We start from the raw sequence: 21,608 nt of genomic DNA, 5'->3' as shown, positions 1-21,608 counted from the left end.
CGCCTGTGGAGAGCAGGCCTTGTCATGACGCCAGGCGCCCCGGTCTGATGTAGAACGCCGCATGCCCACCTCCACTAAAAGTCGACTGCGCCGATGCAGCGGCAGCGTTGATGATTTCGGCTTTAGGCTACAAAAGGAACGCCGCCACGATGAAAGCGGGCGAGGCTTTTAGAGCGGGTCTCACTCGTCGTTCTCGCGCGTCGCGACCCCAGGCGGCCGTCCGCGGCGTCTCCGCCTAGAGGCCCGCGCGCCCTCCACTTTCACGGCCCGCCGGCATACGAGACGGACGCCGAACAGGGGCGAACTCGGCCAGACGGTCCGGGTCACCAAACCGCTGGCGGTGAATCGTTCGATCTCGAGCTTCCCGCTGCGCTGAAGATCAGGACGCCGGTTCTGCCTATGCCGGTATGATGTCATGATAGAAGCCCGTCTCGTCATAGGTCGCCCTCAAGATAACCCCCGAGACCTTCGCGATAACGACCGAGAAGTGGGAATGCGGGTTCATCTCGCCTTTCTCGTCGGTCGCCGTGTATGATCCTTCCATGAGGTGCCCACAGACCGTCTGCGACGCGCTCGAGGCCGTGATATGGACATGGCAATAGGGGGTTTCGTGCCCCTCCCAACCCCCGGCGCCGAAGCCCGTGTGGCCGCCGCCACGTGTAAAAGCGAGCGGCGGGGTCGAAGACTTGTCCGGGACCCACCCCATCCCGATAAGGCCATGGGCGCTCACTTCGAGCGGCCCCGGGACCTGAACGAAGTCAATCCCAAGGTAATCCCCCCGCGCCTCCTGTGGCATGTGCGGGAACTTCTGAATCCTGATGGTGTCCATCGCGCCTGTCGCGTCCAGAAGAACACCTGTCTTGACATCGTTTTGTCTGCAGATGTCCCAAAGGGCTCGAAGAAGGTCTTCGCCCCGGTTCAATCGAGCGTAGATGACCTCCTCGACCTTTCCACTGCGCATCGGCCTCTTCATGTGACTCTCCGTTTTGCTTGACATAAATCGCAGGGACGATTCTTTTCCTTAGAGACTCTCCTTGGCGGTCCAGACGTTAGGTTGTGCTGTATATATGGAATTCCGTAGCCGAATTTCAGCAATGCGGCGAGCGGCGGGGACGAAATTCTTCACTTTGGCAGGAGAATACGAGCTTTGTGGATCAAGTGTCACCTCCAGATTCACACCATCAGGTGCATGACCTCTTCACGAGTGTGTCGGAAGTCCGAGGAGGCACAGAGGTTTCGCAAAATTTCCGCTAAGCCGGGTTTCGAACTCGCTGCCATTCGTCACGTCCACAGCGCCATGGCTTGCGCTGCTGCTCGAACGTGAAGCGTTGCTGCGACGCGGCAAGCGACTGTCGAAGCGGCTGCAGTATGCCAAGCTGCGCCAGCAGGCTGCGTCGAGGACATCGACTATCGCGCCCCGCGGGGCCCTGACCGCAGCCTCTTGACGATACTGGTCGAAGACCAATGGATCGACGAGCGCGCCAACCTTTTGATCTGTGGCCCGTCCGGCGTCGGCAAGAGCTGGCCCGCTTCGGCGCTCGGAAACAAGGCCTGCCGCGCGACAATCGCTCCATGCTTTATCAGCGCGTCCCGCGGCTGTTCAGTGATTTGGCCTTGGCGCGCGGCGACGGCCGCCACCCGCGTCTGCTGCGTGCGTTGGGCCGTGTCGATCTGCTCATCCTTGACGACTGGGGCCTCGAGCCGCTCGACGCCGCGGCCCGCCACGACCTCCTGGAGATCCTAGAGGACCGCTAGACCCGCCGCTCCACCATCGTCACCGGCCAGCCCCGCGTCGACCAATGGCACGTGCTGATCGGCGACCCCACCTACGCCGATGCCGGTCCTCGACCGCCCGGCCCATAACGCCACCGATCGACCTCAACGGCGAGAGCCTGCGGCGAACCCGCGAACCTAGTTGAAAGGCCTGAGCCAGTGCCGCTGTGGATGTGCCGCTGCGCTCGGACAACGCGAGGGGCGTTGCCCACATGCCACGGCAGGAGCATCAGAAAAGTCCACCCTTCAAGCCGCGATTCAAGATTGACCGCATGGCTTCGCCGACGCCAGAAACCAAACTGCCAGAACGCCTCCCGCCCCGGGCGATATCAAATAGGAATGGTGGGCGAGATCATCGGAATCCGCATCTTGGCTTTGCTGCTCTCATCCGACCGGAATAGTTCTCGACAAAAGCCGCGATGCATGCCTCGCCATCGCCAAGCCGCAACGACGTCTCATTGCCCCAATGGCAGGCTCAGCCCGGTGACGTCACGGTCGCGCTCGCGCGAGGAGTGTTCGCAGCACACCGTTCTCGCCGGCTCAGGGTGGAAGAATGGAGGATCTCGCACATGCGGCGGAGGTTCTGGAAAGGCGGAAGATCTCGCCCAACGTACGACTTGTCGTGACGCTGATTCATCGAATGTGGCGCGAGGACAGCAGGCCCCTCTGTACGCGGCCCGGCCCCCTGGTCGCTCACACCCAGCTGGGTGGCTCGAATCTTCGAAAATTCCCAAAGCCTAGAACCAATGGTTCGAACGTCGACAAGTCACATTCATAGGAGGCGGCGTACGCGGCGTCTGCGCCCGGAGCTACCGGTTTGAAGGGTTCCCGCGCCCTTGGCCTCAAGTGGTCGAGAAGCCTCTGATCCGATTCAACTACCGAGGGCGTAGCGCCGATGTGATTCGAACCGTTCGCCACGGCCACGCGCACATCAACAGGCAAGGACTGTAACCCAGGGTCCACCGAACTCAACCACATGACTGTCAGCTCGCCCATGAAGGTCTTCAAGCAACCGGAAGTAAATGTCCTTTCCGAGTATCCCTTTGGGCATCTCTCCCATCAGATTTATTCGGACGGCCTCGGGTGCGACCATCCACATCTAGCTGCCGCCACGGTAAGGTCGAGTAGAGACCTGCGATCGCTAAGCAGTTCAGCGCTCCCATCGCGGCACCTTGTGTGAGCGTAGCTCAGCGGCCTTTTGATTGACGCTTGACGTCTATTTGACCCGCGAGGCGCGACGCCGAGGCTTCCAAATTCTGGACAATGCGATAGCCTGGCGCACCGCCGACGTCTTCCGGAGGGCAACGACCGGCGGCCTCCAGCAAAACCGGCCGGTTGAAGCGAGCGGATGATAAGCATTGTCTCTTGATTGACGAGGCAGGAGGGAAACGGCTTGGACTTAGCCGTAAGGATTCCGAGCTCACGCGTTTCGGCTGTCAAAGCGACGGCGTCACAATAATGGCCGCGGGAGTACGTACGGAAGAACCCACCTGGCCCGTCGAGTGTGCCTGGCGCGGCTTCTCCACCAGCTCCAGCAAAGGCTGGCCGCGGTGATCCCGGCGCGGGCTGCAAGACCTGCATGAAGGTAGACCTCCATGGTGCCGTCACCGAAACACTGGGTGAGGCCACAAGCCATGTTGGCAGCGAAGTTGAGTGCTGCCGCAAATTGACCAGTATCCAAACGAGACAAAACCGCTGCGAAGGCAACAGCGCCGAAAACTCCGATCGTCGGGACGGTACGAAACCCGTTCGCTCCCAAACCCGGTCCTGCAGCGATGGCCATGCGTTGCGCCGCCTCGTAGCCGACTGCGATCGCGGTCACTACCTCTTTGCCGGACCGACGATATTGCTCACCCAACGCAAGCGAAACGGGAACCACGTAGGTACCGGGGTGAGTGCCGCCGCCAAGATGCGTAGGGGAGAACTGAAGGTCAAATTGACGAAAAGCAGGGACGCGATTACAGAAATTCTGCACTTTTCGGCACGTGGGCGGTGTGTACGTCTTAACAGTCGCGCTGAGAAGATGCGCATCCTGTCGATACGACAGACGCAATTAGCACGAAAATTCTGCGCGCGGAGACGCGCCTCCAGGCCCCTCAGCGCTCGGAGTGGCTGGCGATTCACCTAGGCACGAGTTGTTGGCCCCAACCGGGTTGCGCAGGAGCCTAGCGTTCGTCGCAGATCCGCGGCCCGCATGGCATTCTTGCAGAATTTCCGCCAAGCCGGAGGCGAATTCGCTGCCACAGGTTCTCGGTGGAAGCCTATTCTCTTGGGTCTGAGAGCATCGATAGGCAATGGGGGCAACACCATGGGATTGGCGGCTGTCAAGGTGGATCGGGATCAGCTCGACAGTGTGAGGGCTGAGATCGGCTTTATTCCCCGGACGCCTCGGGAAGCCAAAGCGGCCGTTGAGATCTGCAACGGCTATCCTGTAATCAACCACGAAGTCGAGGTCCGAGACGCTCGACCAATCGCGGACAAGTTGTCGCTTGACCGGGAAGGTTTCACGCTAGTCCGCCACAGGATCTCATGTCTCGATGAGACTGACCAGAAGGAGTTGTCGTCAAGGTACACCGAGGAGATGGCCTCATTCATCAAGAATCGCTTCAACGCCTCCTGGGTCATTCCTTGGGTCCAAGGTAAGCAGGGCGCGGTGATCTTGCGCTCCGCCGATCATCAGCTCGGAGAGGACGGGGTTCGCGGCCGGGCGCGGGTTGCTCACATCGATTACACCCCGACGGACGCCTGCGCGGTGGCAACGCGGTCGGAGCGAGCCCAGGGCATGCCGCCGCGAGCTTACTCCAGATTGATGCTCATCCAGACATGGTGCGCTACGTCACCTCCACCTCAGGATTTTCCCTTGGCATTTGTGGACGGAAGCACATTGGTTGACACGGATCTGTTCGTGTCCTCTCTCAACGATCAAACGAGAGAGATTTACAGCAAGGTCTGGAGGCTCCACTACAATCCACTGCATCGCTGGTACTATTTCTCCAATATGACGAAAGACGAATTTGTCATGTTCAAGGGATACGACTCCGAGGATCATCACAACCCGAGGGCGGCTCACTGCTCCTTCGACAACCGTCTAGCTTTCCCGAACGGAAAGCCTCGGGCAAGCGTAGAAGCGCGCTTCGCGGTCTATTACGAATAACGGACCGCGCCGCCGAGGCGAGCTAGTCAGAAGTCTCCGCCATCAGAATTCTTGGATCAGGCAGCTACGCCATGGCCAGAATCAACAGGAAAACCTCTATGCACGTAAGGATCGAATGGTGGTTGTGAAAGGCGCCGCGAGCGGATCGGGCGAGCGCTTGCAGTCCGCCTTAAACACGAGGAGGCGAGGCTCGTCACAGCTCCGACATTGACGAAGCTGGTCGAACCGCAGCGGCTATTTCTCGTGTTGTCTCGCCCGATCTATGAACGAGCATTCGATCAATGGCTTGCGCCTTGAAAGAAACCAACCACCAATGCTCATCCACCGGCGTCTTCTTTTGTGCTCGATACCTTTTGTGCTCTCCGGCTGCGCCTCCGATTTCCAGATGCCGATCTGCCTTGGTCGCAGCGCCTGCGGTCTCGCCATTTTACGCGTATGTAGTCCTCCGTGAAGAAAGCGGGCGACCGCTGATTTAAGCGATGTTTTGGCTCGGGACAGTTTCTGCGAAGGTCCGGATGATGGCACGCAAGAGTTCTGCGAGCCATCGCAGGAGCAGGCCGAAGTTGTGGCCGGCCGCGGCGACGGCGGCACTGATGCGGTCGCCGACGCGGCCTTTGAGAAAGTTGCGGTCCATGCGGTGCTCGGCCTTGACGTGGCCCATGACGGGCTCGACAGCCGCACCACGCTTCATCTCGCGCCGGATGGAAGCCGTGACGCGGCGGACCTGCCCGAGATCCAGACCCTGAACCGATGCGGGTGGTTTTGGCCGCGGTGCCCTTTGTCGACATGGATGCTGCGAGCCTCCCCGCCGGAGAGCTTCTCCATGTCGGCGACCACGGGGCCGAGCATGTGCCCATCGAAGGGATTGCCGTGCAGTGCCTTGGCATGGAGCACGAACTGTCCGCCCTTCACCTCGCCAATGACAATTTCGATCACCGCGCCTGACACAGACGCCCCCCCGCAACTCGAGTGCCGTTCGCGATAATGGCGTTCCGCCCGAGCATCACGGCGCCAGGCAAACAGCTGCGATGGGTGAATGCCAATCTGACGAGCGATCGCCGAGACGCTCGCGCCAGGCTCCAGCGCCTCTGTCACGACTTGAGGTGGAAGATCGAAGTCTTCCATAAGGTCCTCAAATCGGGCTGCAAAGCAGAGGACTCAAATTTGCGAACCGCTGAGCGTCTGGTCAATCTGATCGCGGTCTTCTGCATTGTGAGTTGGCGCGTCTTCTGGATGACGATGCTCAATCGCTCCTCGCCGAATGCCGTACCGCAAACGGCGCTGACAGGTCCCGAAATCAGGCTTCTTGATCATTTGGTGAAAGACAAGGGTGGCGATTGCTCTCGACGAAGTACACTCTCGCACTATGTCGTCAAGATCGCGCGCCTCGGAGGATACTTGGCCCGCGCCCACGATCCGCCTCCAGGAAATACAGTGATCTGGCGCGGACTATCGCGGCTGACCGACATCGAACTTCGAGCTGCAATCAAGGCAACAATTATGGGTAATTGAAAGGTCTCTTTGCCGCTTACGCTGCAGACCGCTCGCTCGCGAGTACTAGACTAAATCACCTTTCGGAGCACCGGAGGGTCGCGAACTTGCCCTCACGCAGTGCTCCCGACGCTTGCCGCACACCAGAACCCAGATTTCAGGCCGACGTCCGCAAATTGCGCTCACGGCCGAGTGATGAGCGAGGGCTGAAGTTGGGGCGCTGCCTCACCAGCGACTATGCACGCCTCTGTAGTCCTGGAATACGCCGCTCGTCTCCGGTGACAATTCGGATATCCGCTGGACCAGCCCCTCGGCGGACTCGTCGGGGGTGACCCAATAGTAGTCGCCACCCATGCGCGTCCCGACCCAACCGGGATTGAGGATGCCAACCAGGACTCCGTCATCAGCCCAGTCCTGAGATAACGTCTTCATTCCCATATTTAGCGCCGCCTTAGCCTGCCGGTACGCATAGTTGCAGTCTCTTGCCGTGCTGATGGACCCCATAATGCTCGTTATCGCAACGAGCTTCTTCTGCGTGCTACCGACGAGGTTGTCCCTGAACGTCTGCGCGATCAACATTGGGGCGAGCGCGTTCACGCGCATGACCTTCATCCAATTCTCAGCCACGACTTCATTCTTCGGCTGCAAATTGACGCCAGCGTTGTTGATTAGGATATCGATCGGCCGACTTCCAAGCGTGTCCTTGAGCGCCGCGATGGACGCTTCGTTCGCAACGTCCAGGGGCAATATCTGGATGCGACGGCCTGATGATGCATCGAGCGCCTTGAGCTCATCGGCGCCATCAGGATTGCGACACGAGGCGATCACATGAGCATGCTGGGCCGCGTACTGACGGGCAAGCGCAAGACCAATGCCCACATTGGAGCCTGTGATGAGAACCGTCGTCTGCTTGCCCATATCTCTGCCTCCCTCCGGACTTTTTGCGCTACAAACAATAGACAGCCTCGCGCGCAGTAAATGTGCAAAATGTTGGAGACAGCGGCACATTTCACTCGAATTACGGAGACATCAAGTGTGTTTTGCGCGCGGCGCGGTTGATAAGATGCGATCCGGTCGGCTACGCGCTGTCCTGCGCCTATTTTGCTCTCTTGGTTTCTACGTTTGAGGTCCCGCCTTCCGAAACGCGAAGCGCCGCCGCGCCCCCGGGGCAGTGTTTGCAAGTTTCCGCTACACCCCGGTTAAGCTTTTTCATGCCGTACCGCAGAGAGGCGCTCGTGAACAAGCCTCTAAGCGATTGAGCGGCAGTCTGTTTTTGGGATTTGATGGCGTTTGAGATTGCAGGGATTTGAGGCATGGGCGCCGCAAACCTTGCAAATTCATTTTTTGGGATTCCTCTTAGTTGTTACCGTGGTTCAGTGGTGGATCGAAAGGAGTGATGCAGCCGAAGAAGCGCAAGACGACGGGATCGAACGATCTGTTCCGGGCACGGCTGGATCAGATCATCGACTTGAAGCACGAGCTGGTTCTGCCCGCCGGCAGGATCGATTGGGACTGGATCGATGGGGGACATTACCCCACTCTACAGCGAGAACGGCAGACCGGGAATCGAGACCCACTTCACGATCGGGCTATTGCCGCTCAAGCACCGTGCCAGATCACCTGACAAGATCGCTACGACGACCACGGAAGACGAACAGATGTAAGCGCTTGGCCTGCACCTGGAGTGCCAACGACGGAAAGCCTCTGCGCATAAGAGTGTAGCCTGTCGCGAGCCACACTCGCACGCCTGTCGGAACCGGGATCATCGGCGTACCTGGGCATCGAGAACTCGACGCAGCGCGTCCCCATCAACCTCGCCATCGACCCGGATGCGGTGTCCGCTACCAAGATCAATCTCGATGATGCCCTGGCTCTTCCGTCGACGCGCCGAAGCCGTCGTCGATCGTGCTTCGGTCAAATCCCGCGCCGGCACAGACGGCCCAATCTCGACCGGCACGAACGGCGCCACACTCGTCTCACCGTGCTTGTAAAGCCCTTTACGCCACCGGAACAGCTGGCTCACATGAAGGTAACCGGTATGAGCTCCCACGTCTGCGATGATTAGCGGTCGCGTGCGTAGCGGATGGGCATCCAGTGCTGGCGGAGCGCCTCGACGACGGCTGGGATATCGAGGTAGGCGTTACCGAGGAAATCCTCGGTTTTGCGACCGTTTCGTGGCGGTCCGAGCAGCGGACGGGCCTGGTCATGCAGCAGGATGGGCAGCAGCAGGCCGTGATTGACGTCGTTGACGTCGAGCAACGGCGCCCACGCCGACAGTCTTAGCCGCATCGCGGCATAGAAGCCCTGGCACCAGGGATGTGCATCGATGTTGCCGCTGGGTCGCGCCGGTGCATCGGCTCGAACCGATCGGGGGCAGTCGAGAGGGCGTTGCTGATGTCGTGTGGCGCAGCGCGACGGCGGAGATCGCGGCGAACTCCGGCGTGCCGCCGTGGTTGAAAGCGTCGGCATCGATCGCGAGCAGCGGGCAGATGCAGATCCAGTCGAGCGGGCTCATCGACACCGGTCCGGCCACGATCGCAGCGGCATAGCCGTCGAGCATGGGAATGCTGGTGGCGGCAGGATGGCGATCGACGCGATCCTGGAGCCATCGCTCGAGTTCCGCAAGCGACATCGCGGCTGACGCCATCGACGATGCGGCCTTATGGCGACGTGGGCTCATGCCGCTGCCTGCGGTGTGTGCCGGCGCGCCGCCATCCAGTTCCAGGCGAGCAGCGTAAGCGGTGGGTTGCCCGCACCTTGTCGGGCGTAAGCTGATCAGCAAGATGCGCACCGTCATATACAAGTTAGGTTCGCATAGATGGTTGACCATATAGTTGACGCTTCGGAGCCACGGGGCCGGATAGATATCCATGTCGGAACAGGGCGCCGGCGGCGGTGGAGCGACGCGGTCAAGGGTCGGATTGTGGCGGAGTCGTATGCGCCGGGCGCTGTTGCGTCCGAGGTGGCGCGCCGGCACGGCGTCTCGCCGCAACACCTGTTTGCGTGGCGCAAGGCGGCGCGTGCCGGTCTGCTGAGTTTGCCAGCGGAGGATGCGCCATTCTTAGTACCGCTGGTGTCGGAGCTGCGCCCCGCAACTCGATGACAATCAGTATCGAGATTGGCGGTACGGTGGTTCGTGCGGCGGCCGGGGTCGACCCGGCCTGGCTGTGCGATGCGGGCCGTGAGGGCGACGACATGATCGCGGCTTCGGCCGGCGTTCAGATCATGGTCGCGACGAGGCCGGTAGACTTCCGTAAAGGTGCCGACGGTCTCGCCGCTTTGGTGCGCGAACAACTCCAGCACGATCCGTTCGCGGGGACCATTTTCGTCTTTCGTTCAAAGCGGGCGGACCGTTTGAAGATTTTGGCTTGGGACGGGTCTGGGCTTGTGCTGCTGTGGAAGCGGCTGGAGCATTCCGCGTTTCGCTGGCCGCCCATTAGCGACGGCGTGATGCGGTTATCCGCATCACAGCTCGCCGCGCTGATGGATGGCCTGGTCGCGCCTGCATGCCCGCGATGTTGCCCAACCGACCGCAACGTCGTGAACTCTGTGACTGCAGTCTTCCACAACAGCCGGCGAATCAGCTTGAGTACCGGGCGTGAGCGAGACGACGGATCAGCTTCCGACCGATATCGAAGCGCTGCAGGCGCTGGCTGCGGCGGCACGCGCGGAGCGCGACTCGGCGATCGCAAAGTGCGACGCTACGATCGCCGAACGCGACCATGCGCTGTCGCAAATGGATCGCCTGCGGCATCTCTTGCGCCAGCTGCAACGCGCGCAGTTCGGCCGCCGCTCGGAGAAGCTCGATCCTGAGCAGTTGCAACTGGCGATCGAGGACATCGAGCAGGCCATTGCCAGCGACGAGGCGGCTCAGGACAGGAAGGACACGGCAGGCGCACGCCAGCGTGCTGAACGGCGCCGCGCCAGCCGTAGTGCGCTTCCGGCCCATCTGCCGCATATCGACGTCACGATTGCCCCGGAAGATACCAATTGTCCGTGCTGCCGCGCGTCGATGCACGTGATTGGTGAGGAGACTTCACGGCGGCTCGACGTCGTGCCGGCGCAGTTCCGCGTGATCGTCACCCATCGTCCCAAATACGCCTGCCGGGCCTGCACGGATGGCGTGGTTCAGGCGCCGGCACCAGAGGGGCTGATCAAGGGCGGGCTGCCGACCGAGGCGATGGTGGCTCACGTACTGGTCGCCAAATATGCCTGGCACTTGCCGCTGTATCGGCAGGCTCAGATGCTGCTGGCGCACGGCATCGACATCAAGCGATCGGTCCTGGCGTTCTGGGCGGGCTATGCGGCGGTGGAGCTTCGTCCGCTCTGGCTCAGGCTGCGCGAGATCATTCTGACCGCGAGCAAGATCGCGGTCGACGAGACAACAGCGCCGGTGCTCGACTCCGGCCGCGGCCGCACCAAGAAGGGCTTCTTCTGGGCGATCGCGCGCGACGATCGGCCGTGGGGCGGGGCCGACCCGCCGGCGGTGGCCTATACTTACGCGCCCGGTCGCGGCGCCGTCCACGCCCTCAAGCTGCTCGACGGTTATCGCGGCATCGTGCAATGCGACGGCTATACCGTCTACAAGACCGTTGCCGACACCGCGCCTGACGCGGCGATCACGCTCGCCTTCTGCTGGGCTCATCTGCGGCGGCGCTTCTTCGACGTTGCCCAGGACGGTCCTGCCCCGATCGCGAGTGAAGCGCTCGAGCGTATCGCCGCTCTCTATGCCGTCGAGAAGTCGATCAGGGCCGCAGCGCCGATGAGCGCCGTGCCGTCCGCCAGGAGCGCAGCAAGCCGCTGGTGCTGGCGCTCAAGGCCTGGTTCGAGCAGCAACTCACTCGCGTCTCGGGCAAAGCGACAATCGCCGAGCACATCCGCTACGCCTTGAACCACTGGGTTGGCCTGACGCGCTTCCTCGACGACGGCCGTATCGAGCTCGACACCAATATTGTCGAGCGAAGCATCCGTCCTCTTATCCTTAACCGCAAGAATGCGCTGTTCGCGGGGCATGACGTTGGCGCGACATACTGCTCATCTGGTGATGCCCTTACAAAGGAAGGAGATTTTGCTGCGGATCTCGAGATATCGGGCGACGTGATCGTCTGGCATCGGCTTCGCGACACACAGCGTCCCGCTGCAGGTCGGCGAGCTGGATAATCCAGGGCGCCCCGCCGCACAGTTGCCGGGCCGGAAGGGTGCCACTGCGGACCATCCGAAAGGCTGTCGTGCGACTTACCTTCAGAAGGTCGGCGGCTTCATCCAACGTCACTTCGGCGCGCTCGGCCCGTTCACCTTCGCGGTAGACAGGAATGCCGTTGGTGTTTCGGAGACTGCAGACGCTGGATCGTGTCCAACTCGCACCATGTGCAGTCAGCTTGCCAGACCGATTGAGGATCGCAGCGATTGCCGTGTCCGATAATTGCCTCGCCAATGCTCGAACAAGATCGAGGACATCGGCTTCGACCGTCCAGCGGGTCTGTCCGATCTTGTTCTTTTTGACCGTCAACTGGGTATGATCGCCGCCTTGCCAGTGGATGATGAGCGCCAATGTATCGCCCACGACATTGACGATGATCTCTTTGACAAGCAGCCTGATGATCTTCTTGCGTGTCTCGATGGATGCCCCAGGACTGTTCCACGCCTTGGTCAAATCCTTGCCGAGAGTCATTAGCCTCGCGCGATCCGCGGCGGAAAGCGCCGGAGCATGCTGCGTCTGTTTGAGGGTCTCAAGCTGGGCCTCCAGGTCGCGCAGTTGAACCAGCCTCTCGTTCCAGCGCCGCTCCAGCTCACTGGCAACCAGCCGATTATCAGGATCGACGGCGTCGTACTGCCGCCGTGCTCGGACGGCTTCGTATTGAGCATGCTGGATTGCGTTCTCAATGTGCCGGCGCTTGTCGCAATGATGCACGCTCTGGGCTTCCATCGCGGCCAGTGCCGCTTCAATCCCAAGGGGCTGCAGTCGATCCAGCACCTCCTGGGCGATGACGCGATCGACCCGCATGCCACCGAAGCCGATACAGTTGTCGGCTGCTTTGGTGCCGAACGCTCCGCGACAGGCATATCGCTGTGTGTTACCGCCTTTGCCGGTGTAGTGGATGTGCAGGCGTCGGCCACAGCGCGCGCAACGGAACAATCCCGGCAGCAAGGCTTCGCCGCGTCTTATAGAGCCGCGCCCCATATAGCTCTTCCCATTGGCGTTGTCGGCGATCAGGTGCTGATTCCTCTCGAACTCAGTCCAGGCAATGTAGCCCTCATGATGGTCGTGGATCAAAACCTCCCAATCCTTCCAATTGCGCCGGAGCGTGTCGCGCATGATCCGCTTGCGGCCATCCTTGATCGTCACGCGTGTCCCTCGTCGACCGTAGGCGTAAGAGCCGGCGTAAACCGGATTCGTCAGCATGTGGTATAGCGTGTGATAAACGGGTGCCTTCCATTCGACCGGGCGTTTGCCGCGACCTTGCACGATCGCTGGAACGAGAACGTTCTCCTGCCTGAGCCAAAGCAGCACCTGCCGGATTGACTGGAGCTCAGCGAATTTGCGGAAGACGAGCAAGATGCCGTCCTGGACGCGCCGATCAGGATCCTTCTCGATACGGCTGTCATCCGTCTTCACGTAACCGACGGCGACGGTCAAATGGAGTTCGCCTCGTCGCGCCTTTTGGCGCATGGCCTCAAGGGACCGTTGCCGGAAGATCGACAACTCCATCTCACTCATGGTGCCCTTCATACCAAGCAATAGCCGGTCATTGGGTGAGCGTGGATCATAGATGGCTTCCTCATCGACAATCAGTGTGCCGACCAGGCCGCAGAACTCCAGCAAAGTGTGCCAATCCCGGCCGTTCCGGGCAAGGCGTGATGCCTTGAGCGATACCACGGCGCCAACCCGCTCTTCGCAAATTGCGGCCAGCAGCTTCTCGAAGCCCGGTCGGACCGTTCCGCCGCCGGATCGGCCGAGATCATCATCGACAAGCTGGACGTCCTCCCAGCCGAGCTGCCGCGCGCGTTCGACCAAGCCATACTGGCGTCGCTGGCTCTCAAGATTGTTGACGACCTGATACACTGTCGATTGGCGGACATACACAAAAGCGGCGCGAGCCAGGTGTGCAGGCGTGACCTTACTCATTGCCTGCTTCCTTTTTGCCGCTGGCCTGAGGTTCGTTGGCCGGCTTCGTCGCCGCTTCCATCAGCAATGCTCGCAGAAGCGCCAGCGCCCTTTGGCGTTCGGCGCCTCTCATGTCGCTGGGCTGGGTTAGGGGAAGGAACAGATCCATTTGCGTACGACACCGCCTTCTCATCGCCGAATCCTCCGGGGCTTACTTCCTCCGGACGGCAGGCTACGGTCTGATCAATCAGACTACGAAGTTCGAGAAGTTGGCTGACGGGAAGGCGCGGAACCGTTACAATCTCCGTCGAACATGCCGCCGGATCAAACATCCAGCCCGGCACCTGGAAGGAGCCGCCCTGCGGTTGCCGAATCAAGAAATAATGAACACCGTCGTGCTCATGATCGCCGGTCACCACGACCGTTCGGCCAGTCAGCGGGTGGTATGGATAGGCGATCACTGCTTCGAATGTCAGAAACCCGGCATTATGGCCCCGGCTCGGATGAGGGCGCGGAGAACTGGGCCTGCGTCGCTTCGCTGATCGAGACCTGCAAGCTCTGCGGCGTCGAGCCGCAGGCCTATCTGATCGACGTCCTCAGCAGACTCGTCAACCTCTGGCCGGCCTCGCGTCTGGACGAACTCATGCCCTGGACCTGGAGCACCGAGCGAGCTAACGGCCTTGCCGCTTGATGAACTCACCTCCTGGATCGCAACCGCTCCTGCAGGCCTCGTCACCACCGGTTCCGCGTGTTCCGACAGCTTCAACAAGCCGTCGCGTACCGCCTTGCGCCAAGCCGACAAATGCTGCGGCGACAGACCGTGGCGCCGCGCGACGTCCGAGACGATTGCGCCTGGCACAAAGGATTCCGCGACGATCCGTTCCTTGACCTCGTCGCTCCAGCGCCGCCGGATCCATAGCTGCGATACGTCGACAACACGCTCGATCATATGCAAACCGCCCTTGTCCAGACGGAACGCATATTGTCGATCAGTTCATCAGCAACAAGGTGGGAACAAAGAACCGTTTACCGAGCAGCTCGTGCAATTGATGGCTCTTTCGCCCGGACACGATGCGCTCCAGCACATCGGTCAGGTAGGCCTGCGGGTCGAGCTCATGGAGTTTTGCCGTGTTCACGAGCGACGCCAGCTCGCCTAGCTCTCGGCGCCGCCTTCGCTGCCGCTGAACAATGAGTTGCGTCTTCCCATCGCAATCGGGCGCATGGAACGCTCGACTGTGTTGCTGTCAACTTTGACACGGCCGTCGCGGAGAAACAGCGTCAACCCGTCCCAGTGATTGAGTGCGTAGTTGATGGCCTCCGCCAGCTTCGATTGGGAGAAGAGCTGGCCGACCATTGCGGTCAGGCGCGTCCTGAGCGCCTCCATCAATGGAGCGGACCTGGTGCCGCGGGTGGTCAGCCGCCGCTCAGCACTGCTGCCACGGATCTCTGCTTCGATGGCATAGACCGCCTGCAGGCGCTCGATCACTTCGCGCGCGAACGGCGACTGGTCGTCTTATACACCTCGACGAATTTGCGGCGGGCGTGGGCGAGACAAAAGGCGAGTTGGATGGCGCCGCCATGATCGCGGGTGAGCGCTTTGTAGGCGGCATAACCGGCGACCTGCAGAATGCCGGAAAAGCCCTTCAACTGTCTGGCGATCTCCGCCGTACCGCGGCCGTCGGCGAACACGTAGGCCACCGCCGGCGGTGAGGGACCGCCCCATGGCCGGTCATCCATGGCATGCGCCCAGAACTGGCAGATGCGCGGGCGATGTCGTCCAGAATCGAGCACCGGCATCGGCGTCTCGTCGCAGAACAGGCGCGACGCGGCCTGGATCGTGCGCAGCTGAAGCGCATAGAGGCTCCTGAGCCACCAGGCCGCACGCTTCACCCAGCCGGCGAGCGTCGCCCGGTCGAGATGGACACCCTGGCCGGCCAGAATTTGCACCTGTCGGTACAGCGGCAGATACCAGGCGAACTTCGAGACTACCACGTGGCTCACGGGTGCGGTCGAAGCCATGCCGCTCTCGATCAGGCGCGGCAGCACCTTCACCTGGATCACACCATCGGTGCAGCGGCGGCAGCCGTACTTGGGACGGACCGTCCGCAGCACCCGCAGGATCGCCGGGATGATGTCCAGCGCCTCGCTGACGTCCTCGCCGATCTTGTGAAGCTGGCCCTGGCAACACGGGCATGCGGTCGCCTCCCGGCTCCAGCACATGCTCGCAGCGCGGCAGGTGCTTTGGAAGCGCGCCGATGTTGCGGCGCGCCTTCTTCCGCAGTGGCTTGCCGGGCGGCTTTGCCGCAGCTGCATCGTCATTGGCAGCTGCAGGCGGCGTGACGTCGGTCTCAAGATCACCAAGCTCAAGCGCGAGCTGCTCGGCCACGAGCGCGGCAAGCCGCTCCGAGCGCTTCCCGAAGATCATGTCCTTGAACGTCTGCATTGCTACGCGCGGCGTCTCGTTCTCAGCGTCAAGCACGAGCACCATCTCGGTCAGAGCTGCCGGATCGGTCGGTGTCGGGGCGAATCGCCATGACCAGACGATACATCCGTGCGACCCATGCTCCAGTGAAATCCTCACTTCTCAGCCGACAATGGCCGGCTGCTTCACAGGCTTGGGCGACACACGCGTCCACTCGAGCCCTCGAGTAGCATCGCAAGCTGCGTCGCACTGAGATGCACAACGCCGTCGCGGATCGGCGGCCAGGTGAAACGCCCATGGTGCAACCACTTCGTTACCAACACCATGCCGCTGCCGTCCCACGCCAGAAGCTTCACTCTGTCCATGCGCTTGCTGCGGAACACGAAGACGTCGCCGCAATATGGGTTCGCGCGCAGTGCTTCGCTCACCTGCGCCGACAGCGTATGCACCGACTTATGAAAGTCGACCGGCTGGGCCGCCAGCACCACCTTGAGGTCTGAGACCGTAGAGCAATCACCGGATCCCTCGAAGCGCCGATAGCACCACCGAAAGCGTCGCCAGTTCCACCCCCGGCTCGACCCGGATGCGCGTCCCGTTCACCTCGATCTCGACCACTCCACAGACCTTGGCCGGCGGCGGCGCAATCTCCACGGGCTTCGTCTGTACCGGCGAAATACACTCGGACTTGCCAACCCTCCCGCCATCGCTCTCGGCGCCAATTTGGATAGGCACGAAGTTCTGGCTTTGCCGGCCAGCGCCGCCGCTGCCTGGCGTCGCCCCACCGTGAGCAGTCTGCGAGAAACGCCATTGCGCCGCGCCCCCTCGGAGATGTTCGCCCCCTCCTCAAAGCTCTCCGCCGCGATCCGGGCCTTCTCCTCGCTCGTCCACCGTCGCCGCCGGCGCTCCCCAGTGATCACCTCAACGCGGCGATAAGAGTCACCTTCCTGGCATCAAGCATGGCATTTGCCATCGCGCCCCTCCACCGATCAGCTCTTGCCAGCCTGTATCGCAGACAAGCTTCGTCACTGCGAGGTGAGGCCCTCATGCCGGTTACACTTGAAGACCGGCCATGCGAGCCACCTCGGAAACAGTGGGCTCCTGGCTCGAGCGATGCTGCAACTAGACGGCCGTTCCTTCTCATCTCGCGACCACCGCCGCCGCCGCTCTACCGATGGGATCACCTCTGCCCGCGATATCGTCATAGCGCTTCTCCTAGGACTACCCCTGGGACTGCAGCGCTCGCCTCCGTCAAACAAGGCGGCCGTCAGCGGGGGCGTACGTTGGAACGGATGTCGAGCTTCTGCTTAGCGCAGTGCAAGCCGGCGCTTCGGCAGCAGCCAGACCGCCGCCTTGAGGCGTTGTAGGCCGGCGAGTTGTGCCCCCACGATCAGGCCGGCGATTGACGAGATGTTGATGATCGAGCAGGGCTGGTTGTTCCGCCGGTACTTGAGCAAGCGCTTGGCTCCCAATGAACACGGAATCGACGTTGACGCTATCACCAGCTGCCAGTCGTCAAAGCTGAGCTGCTCGATGTCGCCGGCTCGGCCTACGCCGGCGTTGTTAACGAGCATGCTGTCCCGCTCATGTCCGCATCGGCCTCCTCGAGGGCGAAGATCCACTGGTGCTCCTTGGTGACGTCGAGCGCGACGGAGAAGGCTGTGCCGTCGCCATGCCTCTCATGGGTCTCAGCATCGACTCGCTTGCCGCGCTCAAGATTGATCTCGGCGACCGTCGCCTTAAGCCATCGCTGGTAAGCTTCCTCGCGATATCCGCGCTCAGCGCCTGCGCACCGCCCTTGATGAAGACCTTCTTACACGCCGCCCGTCCCGGCATCGTTAACTACCTTTTGCGTCTCATCAAAACGATGGCCAGTTCGACGTTCAACGCGGTCACACCCATTCGGATCACGCCCAGCCGATTTTGGGTATTGAACTACTCGAGACGGTGGGCGAGCGAGGCGGATGCGGCATTGACCTGAGTTCCGCGGTCTTTCTGAAACAATCAACCGATCCCACTGGCGAGCTTGGCGGACGTCACTGGGCCCACTGGCCGACGTCATCGCCTGCGCTCTTCCGTCGGCTCAGATCAAGCCGCTCCCTGCCTTCGTCAATCAGCGTCAAAGCGAAACCGGACTTGGCCCGCCTCGCTCACTACCCACCCCGTGGGCGTCGTGAAATGGGCCGTCATCAACTTTGTCGACGTGTCGATGCAGCGGGCAATCAGGTCACGTAGCGTTTGGGTTGCAGCCGCCGGGTCGTAGCTGGCATTGATCCAATCCGGTCGCGTGAATTGGATCGGATGGTGGATAGCGTCACCGCTGAAAATCGCATCCTTCTGCCCCGAGCGAAGGTAGAGACCGCAATGATGCTTGGTATGACCATGGAGGGGCATGTAGCGCAGCTCGTCGGGCATTTCGTTCTCAACGGCATGGTCATCTTCGACAAACGTCGCCAAGCCACGCTCGACCACAGGCAAAACGCTTTCGGTCCATGGCTGCTTTCTGTGAGGTTTCACTCCAACGCCCGTCACGATGGCTTCGCGCCACCATTTGAACTCACCTTTGCTCATCAGGTAGCGAGCGTTCGGGAAGGTTGGCACCCATTCGCCGTTCTGGAGCCTCGTGTTCCAGCCGAAATGGTCGGCATGCAGATGCGAGCACATTACGAAGTCGACTTGCTCAGGAAGGACACCGACGCGCGCAAGGTTTTCGAGGAAGGGCATCCGCAAGCGATGCCAAGGGCTCTCCGGAGCGTCCTTGTCATTGCCGCAGCACGTATCGAATAGGATCGTATGGTGCCGCGTGCGTATGAGATACGCATGCGAAAGAACTTTCAGATTTCGCGTTCCCGGCTCCACGAGTTGTGGACCCAACCAGTGCTCGTGTTCTGCAACGTCCTCAGGCGTCACTCCCGGAAATAGCCAGCCCGGCTCGATCGCAAAATCGAACTCCCGGATCGAGTCGACGCGAATATCCCCGAAGAACTGAGCTTTCATGCCACTGCTCCGCTCGCCCGTAGCGCGGCAATCTCATCGTGGTCGTATCCGAGTCCGACGAGCACCTCGTTGGTATGCTCGCCGAGCATCGGGGCGCGCCTGGTCGGCCCACCGCCTACCCCCATCTGAACCGCCTTACCTAAGGCTCGGTATTTGCCGATGCGCGGGTGGTCATGCTCAACCACAAGTCCCTCCGCCAGAACCTGCGGGTGATCAAACATGTCCTCGATGGACCGGACGGCGATGGAAGGCACCCTGCCCAGCATTAATTGTTCCCACTCGAGCGCGGTACGTTGCTTCAGAGCCTCCCGGATGAACGGGATAATCTCGTCCTTGCGTTCGTGACGCGCCGTGTAGGTCGCGTATTTGGGTTCATCGGCAAGTTGCGGAAACCCGAGCGACTCACAGAGAGCCGTCCAGAAACCTTGTGTCGTGGCCTGCAGATAAATGTAACCTTCCTTGCACGGATAGATGCCCGAGTAGCTGACTCCCCAAGTTCGCGCTACGTCGCGCGGCTCGCTATCCGCCCAAACGAAGGCGCCGGCCTGCATGGTGAGGGCGGAACGCATAAGCGAAGTCCTCACGTGTTGTCCTTCACCCGTCCGCAGCCGGTGGACGATTGCGGACATGATCGCGAAGGCCGTAATAGAAGCGGTGTAGTAGTCCACGACCGAGCCGAACTGGATCCGAGGCTGATCTCCGCTCGTGGCGCCCTGCATCGCGGCGATTCCGGTGAAGCACTGCAGCATCGTATCGTAGCCGGGATGATCCTGCAGGGGACCGCTTTCGCCATAACCGGTCACGGAGCAGTAGATCAGATCAGGACGTAGCTTTTTCAGCGTTTCATAGTCGATCCCAAGCGATCGCGGCACCTTGGGACGGAAATTATGGAGGACGACGTCGGCCCGCTCGACCAGCCGGTAGAACGCGGCCTTCCCTTCGGCGTGCTTCAGATTGAGTACGATCGAGCGCTTATTCCGATTAACGCCAAGGAAGCTTCGGGCTTCTCCCGGCAGACTGGATGGGTAATGCCGATTGTTGTCGCCGCCAGGGGGCTCGATCTTGATGATTTCGGCGCCGACATCGCCTAAGAGCGTACACCCGTACGGCCCAGCGAGGTAACCCGCCAGGTCAAGAACAACCATGCCTTGAAGAGCTTCCGCCATACTTGCCTCTGAAGATCCAGGTTTGCTTTGCTTCGAAATGGATATCGTTGAATGGCTGCACGCGCCGTCACTCACGCATTTTCAGCATGCGGGAACCTCGACGTTCGGAATTTCTCCAACATCAATGCCCGCCGCCTGACCCCGCTTAAGTACATCCATGGCAGCCCGAACGTTCGCATAGTCAATCAACTGTGACTTATAACGAATAGCGGCTTCTCCACGGGCGAGAGCGCCCGCAAAGGTCGAGAGCATACCGCGCGCTTCGTCGATTTCGCTTTGCGATGGCGAGTAGATTTCGTTGATCACGGGGATGTGGCTAGGGTGGATCGCCGTCGCACAGGACGCACCCATGCGCTTTGACTTCTCGCATATCCGCCGCACCGCCTCGAGGTCATCGAGGCGCGGCGTCATGGAGCCTTCGATGTGCACGATTCCGGCGGCGCGAGCCTGCAGGACCAAATGAGCCCCGAAGTAAATCCCCTCTTCAGTCGCGTCGTTGATGCCCAAAGAGCGAGCCCCGTCTCCACCCGGAGTCGGCCCACAAGCGGCGCCGGCGCGCTTGATCCTTTGAGAGGCCATGCAGATGTCGTAGAATTTGTACATCCCCAACGCGCTTTCCGCGTGCGGACAAATCTCGATCCGGCCGACCGGTAAACCACGAGACCTCTCCAACTCCCCAAGCGTCAGGTCCAGGGCGGCGATCTCTTCCGGTTCTTCAGTCTTAGGCAGCGCCACTCCGTCGAGCCCCTCGATGACGACGGCATAAAGGTCATCCAGCAGGAAGCCTGTGCGCCATCCGTTGAGCCGCACGAAACAGCCGAAGGAGCCGGAACCCAGTTGCTTGATCGCCGTCGCGACGGCCTCTCGAGCCCGAGCTTTCTCTGAAATCTCGACCGCGTCTTCGAGATCAAATATGAGGGCATCTGCTCCGTATCTGGGCGCCTTTAACATCCAGTCCAATTTATTCCCGGGGACGAAGAGCGTTGAGCGATAGCACCTAGCGTCGCGAAGAGTCTGAGGCATCCTTTTCCTTAAGCTGTTTCCGGCCCGCCTGTTATTTTAATGAGCTCTCAGTATCGTTTGACGCAATTGGGCAGGCCATAAAGCCCAATTCCAGCGTCGGGAAGGTACTTTCAGAGGATTTTATGCGACGGCGTTGGCGCCTATTCGCGATCCGGGCGAAGGGCGTCTCGTCCTCCGCGACGAAGGGGCAGGTCACGTCCTGCACGGCAACGGTGAAATGCGCATGAGCCAACTCCGCAGCAACAAGATTTTCTCGCTCTCCGGGCCCGCCTCGTCGATCAGCGCGGATCCAAGCCAAGCGGGGCTTTTTGAAGCAGTCTCTCATATTCGATGTGGTGAGCGTCTGTCCGAACATTGCGGTGTGCTTCCGGTTCTTCGGACCTGCCGGCCGAAGCGCTCGCAAGACGCGTTCGACTAGCGATCACGCGCGGCTATGCTCTGCCTAGGTTGTTGAAGAGGATGCGTCACTTTTCCAGAATT

18 protein-coding genes and 11 pseudogenes are annotated in these 21,608 nt (G+C 61.0%); 9 read left to right on the top strand and 20 right to left on the bottom strand.

Annotation, left to right across the window (positions count from 1 at the left end):
- Positions 1-397: 397 nt before the first annotated feature.
- Complete coding sequence (locus AKN84_RS40065; RefSeq protein ID WP_050425875.1) at positions 398-973, bottom strand: PCC domain-containing protein; 576 nt, start codon at positions 971-973, stop codon at positions 398-400.
- Between the two features lie 429 nt (positions 974-1,402).
- On the opposite strand from AKN84_RS40065, the pseudogene AKN84_RS51035 reads away from it, so the two are divergent.
- Positions 1,403-1,755: pseudogene (locus AKN84_RS51035) on the top strand (ATP-binding protein).
- Between the two features lie 1,468 nt (positions 1,756-3,223).
- Here the strand turns inward: AKN84_RS51035 and AKN84_RS50905 are convergent.
- A complete protein-coding gene (locus AKN84_RS50905; protein WP_157863391.1) occupies positions 3,224-3,748 on the bottom strand; it encodes an MmgE/PrpD family protein in 525 nt (174 codons plus the stop codon).
- A gap of 333 nt (positions 3,749-4,081) precedes the next feature.
- Between AKN84_RS50905 and AKN84_RS40055 the strand changes: the two genes are divergently transcribed.
- A complete protein-coding gene (locus AKN84_RS40055) occupies positions 4,082-4,927 on the top strand; it encodes a CmcJ/NvfI family oxidoreductase (protein ID WP_244485741.1) in 846 nt (281 codons plus the stop codon).
- A 472-nt stretch (positions 4,928-5,399) separates the two neighbouring features.
- Here the strand turns inward: AKN84_RS40055 and AKN84_RS46790 are convergent.
- Together AKN84_RS46790 and AKN84_RS46785 are read right to left on the bottom strand one after the other, a co-directional pair.
- A pseudogene (locus AKN84_RS46790) lies at positions 5,400-5,836 on the bottom strand (IS5/IS1182 family transposase); the annotation flags it as partial.
- 132 nt (positions 5,837-5,968) lie between these two features.
- Positions 5,969-6,052: pseudogene (locus AKN84_RS46785) on the bottom strand (hypothetical protein); the annotation flags it as partial.
- A gap of 39 nt (positions 6,053-6,091) precedes the next feature.
- On the opposite strand from AKN84_RS46785, the gene AKN84_RS40040 reads away from it, so the two are divergent.
- The gene (locus tag AKN84_RS40040) at positions 6,092-6,439 is read left to right on the top strand and encodes a hypothetical protein (protein ID WP_244485740.1); all 348 of its coding nucleotides are present in this window, start codon (positions 6,092-6,094) and stop codon (positions 6,437-6,439) included.
- A 204-nt stretch (positions 6,440-6,643) separates the two neighbouring features.
- Here the strand turns inward: AKN84_RS40040 and AKN84_RS40035 are convergent, their stop codons facing one another.
- Complete coding sequence (locus AKN84_RS40035; RefSeq protein ID WP_050425872.1) at positions 6,644-7,336, bottom strand: SDR family oxidoreductase; 693 nt, start codon at positions 7,334-7,336, stop codon at positions 6,644-6,646.
- A 478-nt stretch (positions 7,337-7,814) separates the two neighbouring features.
- On the opposite strand from AKN84_RS40035, the pseudogene AKN84_RS40030 reads away from it, so the two are divergent.
- Positions 7,815-8,025: pseudogene (locus AKN84_RS40030) on the top strand (IS5/IS1182 family transposase); the annotation flags it as partial.
- A 9-nt stretch (positions 8,026-8,034) separates the two neighbouring features.
- Here AKN84_RS40030 and AKN84_RS49670 read toward each other — a convergent pair.
- Genes AKN84_RS49670 through AKN84_RS46775 form a run of 3 tightly spaced genes read right to left on the bottom strand, consistent with a single transcriptional unit; the run spans position 8,035 to position 8,887 of the window.
- Positions 8,035-8,130: a transposase gene (locus AKN84_RS49670; protein ID WP_244485743.1), complete on the bottom strand. Its 96-nt coding sequence runs from the start codon at positions 8,128-8,130 to the stop codon at positions 8,035-8,037.
- Positions 8,131-8,180: 50 nt separating this feature from the next.
- The gene (locus AKN84_RS40025; RefSeq protein ID WP_128971579.1) at positions 8,181-8,441 is read right to left on the bottom strand and encodes a hypothetical protein; all 261 of its coding nucleotides are present in this window, start codon (positions 8,439-8,441) and stop codon (positions 8,181-8,183) included.
- A 38-nt stretch (positions 8,442-8,479) separates the two neighbouring features.
- Positions 8,480-8,887: a UPF0149 family protein gene (locus AKN84_RS46775; protein ID WP_244485739.1), complete on the bottom strand. Its 408-nt coding sequence runs from the start codon at positions 8,885-8,887 to the stop codon at positions 8,480-8,482.
- Between the two features lie 349 nt (positions 8,888-9,236).
- Here AKN84_RS46775 and AKN84_RS47615 point away from each other — a divergent pair, with 349 nt between their 5' ends.
- The 3 genes and pseudogenes from AKN84_RS47615 to tnpC (AKN84_RS40015) all read left to right on the top strand — a co-directional run bounded on the left by AKN84_RS47615 (position 9,237) and on the right by tnpC (AKN84_RS40015) (position 11,578).
- A complete protein-coding gene (locus AKN84_RS47615; RefSeq protein WP_128971578.1) occupies positions 9,237-9,521 on the top strand; it encodes a transposase in 285 nt (94 codons plus the stop codon).
- Between the two features lie 92 nt (positions 9,522-9,613).
- Positions 9,614-9,913, top strand: a pseudogene (gene tnpB, locus AKN84_RS46765) (IS66 family insertion sequence element accessory protein TnpB); the annotation flags it as partial.
- Positions 9,914-10,154: 241 nt separating this feature from the next.
- Positions 10,155-11,578 (top strand): annotated as a pseudogene (gene tnpC / locus AKN84_RS40015) (IS66 family transposase).
- Here the strand turns inward: tnpC (AKN84_RS40015) and AKN84_RS40010 are convergent.
- The 3 genes and pseudogenes from AKN84_RS40010 to AKN84_RS51030 form a co-directional block, all read right to left on the bottom strand.
- Positions 11,469-13,544, bottom strand: coding sequence for a recombinase family protein (locus AKN84_RS40010; protein WP_050425869.1), 2,076 nt, complete (start codon positions 13,542-13,544; stop codon positions 11,469-11,471). The pseudogene tnpC (AKN84_RS40015) and the gene AKN84_RS40010 overlap by 110 nt on opposite strands.
- The gene (locus AKN84_RS47610) at positions 13,537-13,692 is read right to left on the bottom strand and encodes a hypothetical protein (protein ID WP_157863389.1); all 156 of its coding nucleotides are present in this window, start codon (positions 13,690-13,692) and stop codon (positions 13,537-13,539) included. The genes AKN84_RS40010 and AKN84_RS47610 overlap by 8 nt, the downstream gene beginning before the upstream one ends.
- 82 nt (positions 13,693-13,774) lie before the next feature.
- Positions 13,775-13,984: pseudogene (locus AKN84_RS51030) on the bottom strand (DUF5372 family protein); the annotation flags it as partial.
- A 35-nt stretch (positions 13,985-14,019) separates the two neighbouring features.
- Between AKN84_RS51030 and AKN84_RS40005 the strand changes: the two are divergent.
- Positions 14,020-14,214 (top strand): annotated as a pseudogene (locus tag AKN84_RS40005) (transposase domain-containing protein); the annotation flags it as partial.
- A gap of 126 nt (positions 14,215-14,340) precedes the next feature.
- Here the strand turns inward: AKN84_RS40005 and AKN84_RS46755 are convergent.
- The 6 genes and pseudogenes from AKN84_RS46755 to AKN84_RS39985 form a co-directional block, all read right to left on the bottom strand.
- Positions 14,341-14,472, bottom strand: a pseudogene (locus AKN84_RS46755) (transposase); the annotation flags it as partial.
- 40 nt (positions 14,473-14,512) lie between these two features.
- A pseudogene (gene tnpC, locus AKN84_RS40000) lies at positions 14,513-16,011 on the bottom strand (IS66 family transposase).
- A gap of 96 nt (positions 16,012-16,107) precedes the next feature.
- Positions 16,108-16,433, bottom strand: a pseudogene (gene tnpB / locus AKN84_RS39995) (IS66 family insertion sequence element accessory protein TnpB).
- Between the two features lie 25 nt (positions 16,434-16,458).
- Positions 16,459-16,596, bottom strand: a complete 138-nt coding sequence (locus AKN84_RS47910; RefSeq protein ID WP_162240935.1) for a hypothetical protein — start codon at positions 16,594-16,596, stop codon at positions 16,459-16,461.
- Positions 16,542-16,862, bottom strand: a complete 321-nt coding sequence (locus AKN84_RS46750) for a transposase (protein ID WP_128971577.1) — start codon at positions 16,860-16,862, stop codon at positions 16,542-16,544. The genes AKN84_RS47910 and AKN84_RS46750 overlap by 55 nt, the downstream gene beginning before the upstream one ends.
- Before the next feature lie 387 nt (positions 16,863-17,249).
- The gene (locus tag AKN84_RS39985) at positions 17,250-17,516 is read right to left on the bottom strand and encodes an SDR family NAD(P)-dependent oxidoreductase (protein WP_050425866.1); all 267 of its coding nucleotides are present in this window, start codon (positions 17,514-17,516) and stop codon (positions 17,250-17,252) included.
- Positions 17,517-17,566: 50 nt separating this feature from the next.
- Between AKN84_RS39985 and AKN84_RS39980 the strand changes: the two genes are divergently transcribed.
- A complete protein-coding gene (locus AKN84_RS39980) occupies positions 17,567-17,923 on the top strand; it encodes a hypothetical protein (RefSeq protein WP_050425865.1) in 357 nt (118 codons plus the stop codon).
- A 128-nt stretch (positions 17,924-18,051) separates the two neighbouring features.
- Here the strand turns inward: AKN84_RS39980 and AKN84_RS39975 are convergent, their stop codons facing one another.
- The 3 genes from AKN84_RS39975 to AKN84_RS39965 form a co-directional block, all read right to left on the bottom strand.
- Positions 18,052-18,939, bottom strand: a complete 888-nt coding sequence (locus AKN84_RS39975; protein WP_050425864.1) for an MBL fold metallo-hydrolase — start codon at positions 18,937-18,939, stop codon at positions 18,052-18,054.
- Positions 18,936-20,105, bottom strand: a complete 1,170-nt coding sequence (locus AKN84_RS39970; RefSeq protein WP_050425863.1) for a CaiB/BaiF CoA transferase family protein — start codon at positions 20,103-20,105, stop codon at positions 18,936-18,938. The genes AKN84_RS39975 and AKN84_RS39970 overlap by 4 nt, the downstream gene beginning before the upstream one ends.
- A gap of 81 nt (positions 20,106-20,186) precedes the next feature.
- Positions 20,187-21,128, bottom strand: a complete 942-nt coding sequence (locus AKN84_RS39965; RefSeq protein ID WP_128971576.1) for an HpcH/HpaI aldolase/citrate lyase family protein — start codon at positions 21,126-21,128, stop codon at positions 20,187-20,189.
- Between the last annotated feature and the right edge of the window lie 480 nt (positions 21,129-21,608).

Source organism: Bradyrhizobium tropiciagri (genome assembly GCF_001189845.1).
GTDB lineage: Bacteria > Pseudomonadota > Alphaproteobacteria > Rhizobiales > Xanthobacteraceae > Bradyrhizobium > Bradyrhizobium tropiciagri.
This window is presented reverse-complemented; position numbering and strand designations above follow the sequence as displayed.

Excerpts from the sequence above, each read along its gene's own strand:
- AKN84_RS40065 (WP_050425875.1), bottom strand. The coding sequence starts at position 973 with ATGAAGAGGCCGATGCGCAGTGGAAAGGTCGAGGAGGTCATCTACGCT.
- AKN84_RS39985 (WP_050425866.1), bottom strand. The coding sequence starts at position 17,516 with ATGCTCGTTAACAACGCCGGCGTAGGCCGAGCCGGCGACATCGAGCAG.
- AKN84_RS47615 (WP_128971578.1), top strand. The coding sequence starts at position 9,237 with ATGGTTGACCATATAGTTGACGCTTCGGAGCCACGGGGCCGGATAGAT.
- AKN84_RS49670 (WP_244485743.1), bottom strand. The coding sequence starts at position 8,130 with ATGCGCAGAGGCTTTCCGTCGTTGGCACTCCAGGTGCAGGCCAAGCGC.
- AKN84_RS40055 (WP_244485741.1), top strand. The coding sequence starts at position 4,082 with ATGGGATTGGCGGCTGTCAAGGTGGATCGGGATCAGCTCGACAGTGTG.
- AKN84_RS39965 (WP_128971576.1), bottom strand. The coding sequence starts at position 21,128 with ATGCCTCAGACTCTTCGCGACGCTAGGTGCTATCGCTCAACGCTCTTC.
- AKN84_RS40035 (WP_050425872.1), bottom strand. The coding sequence starts at position 7,336 with ATGGGCAAGCAGACGACGGTTCTCATCACAGGCTCCAATGTGGGCATT.
- AKN84_RS40010 (WP_050425869.1), bottom strand. The coding sequence starts at position 13,544 with ATGAGTAAGGTCACGCCTGCACACCTGGCTCGCGCCGCTTTTGTGTAT.
- AKN84_RS39970 (WP_050425863.1), bottom strand. The coding sequence starts at position 20,105 with ATGGCGGAAGCTCTTCAAGGCATGGTTGTTCTTGACCTGGCGGGTTAC.
- AKN84_RS47610 (WP_157863389.1), bottom strand. The coding sequence starts at position 13,692 with ATGGATCTGTTCCTTCCCCTAACCCAGCCCAGCGACATGAGAGGCGCC.
- AKN84_RS39975 (WP_050425864.1), bottom strand. The coding sequence starts at position 18,939 with ATGAAAGCTCAGTTCTTCGGGGATATTCGCGTCGACTCGATCCGGGAG.
- AKN84_RS46775 (WP_244485739.1), bottom strand. The coding sequence starts at position 8,887 with ATGCCGACGCTTTCAACCACGGCGGCACGCCGGAGTTCGCCGCGATCT.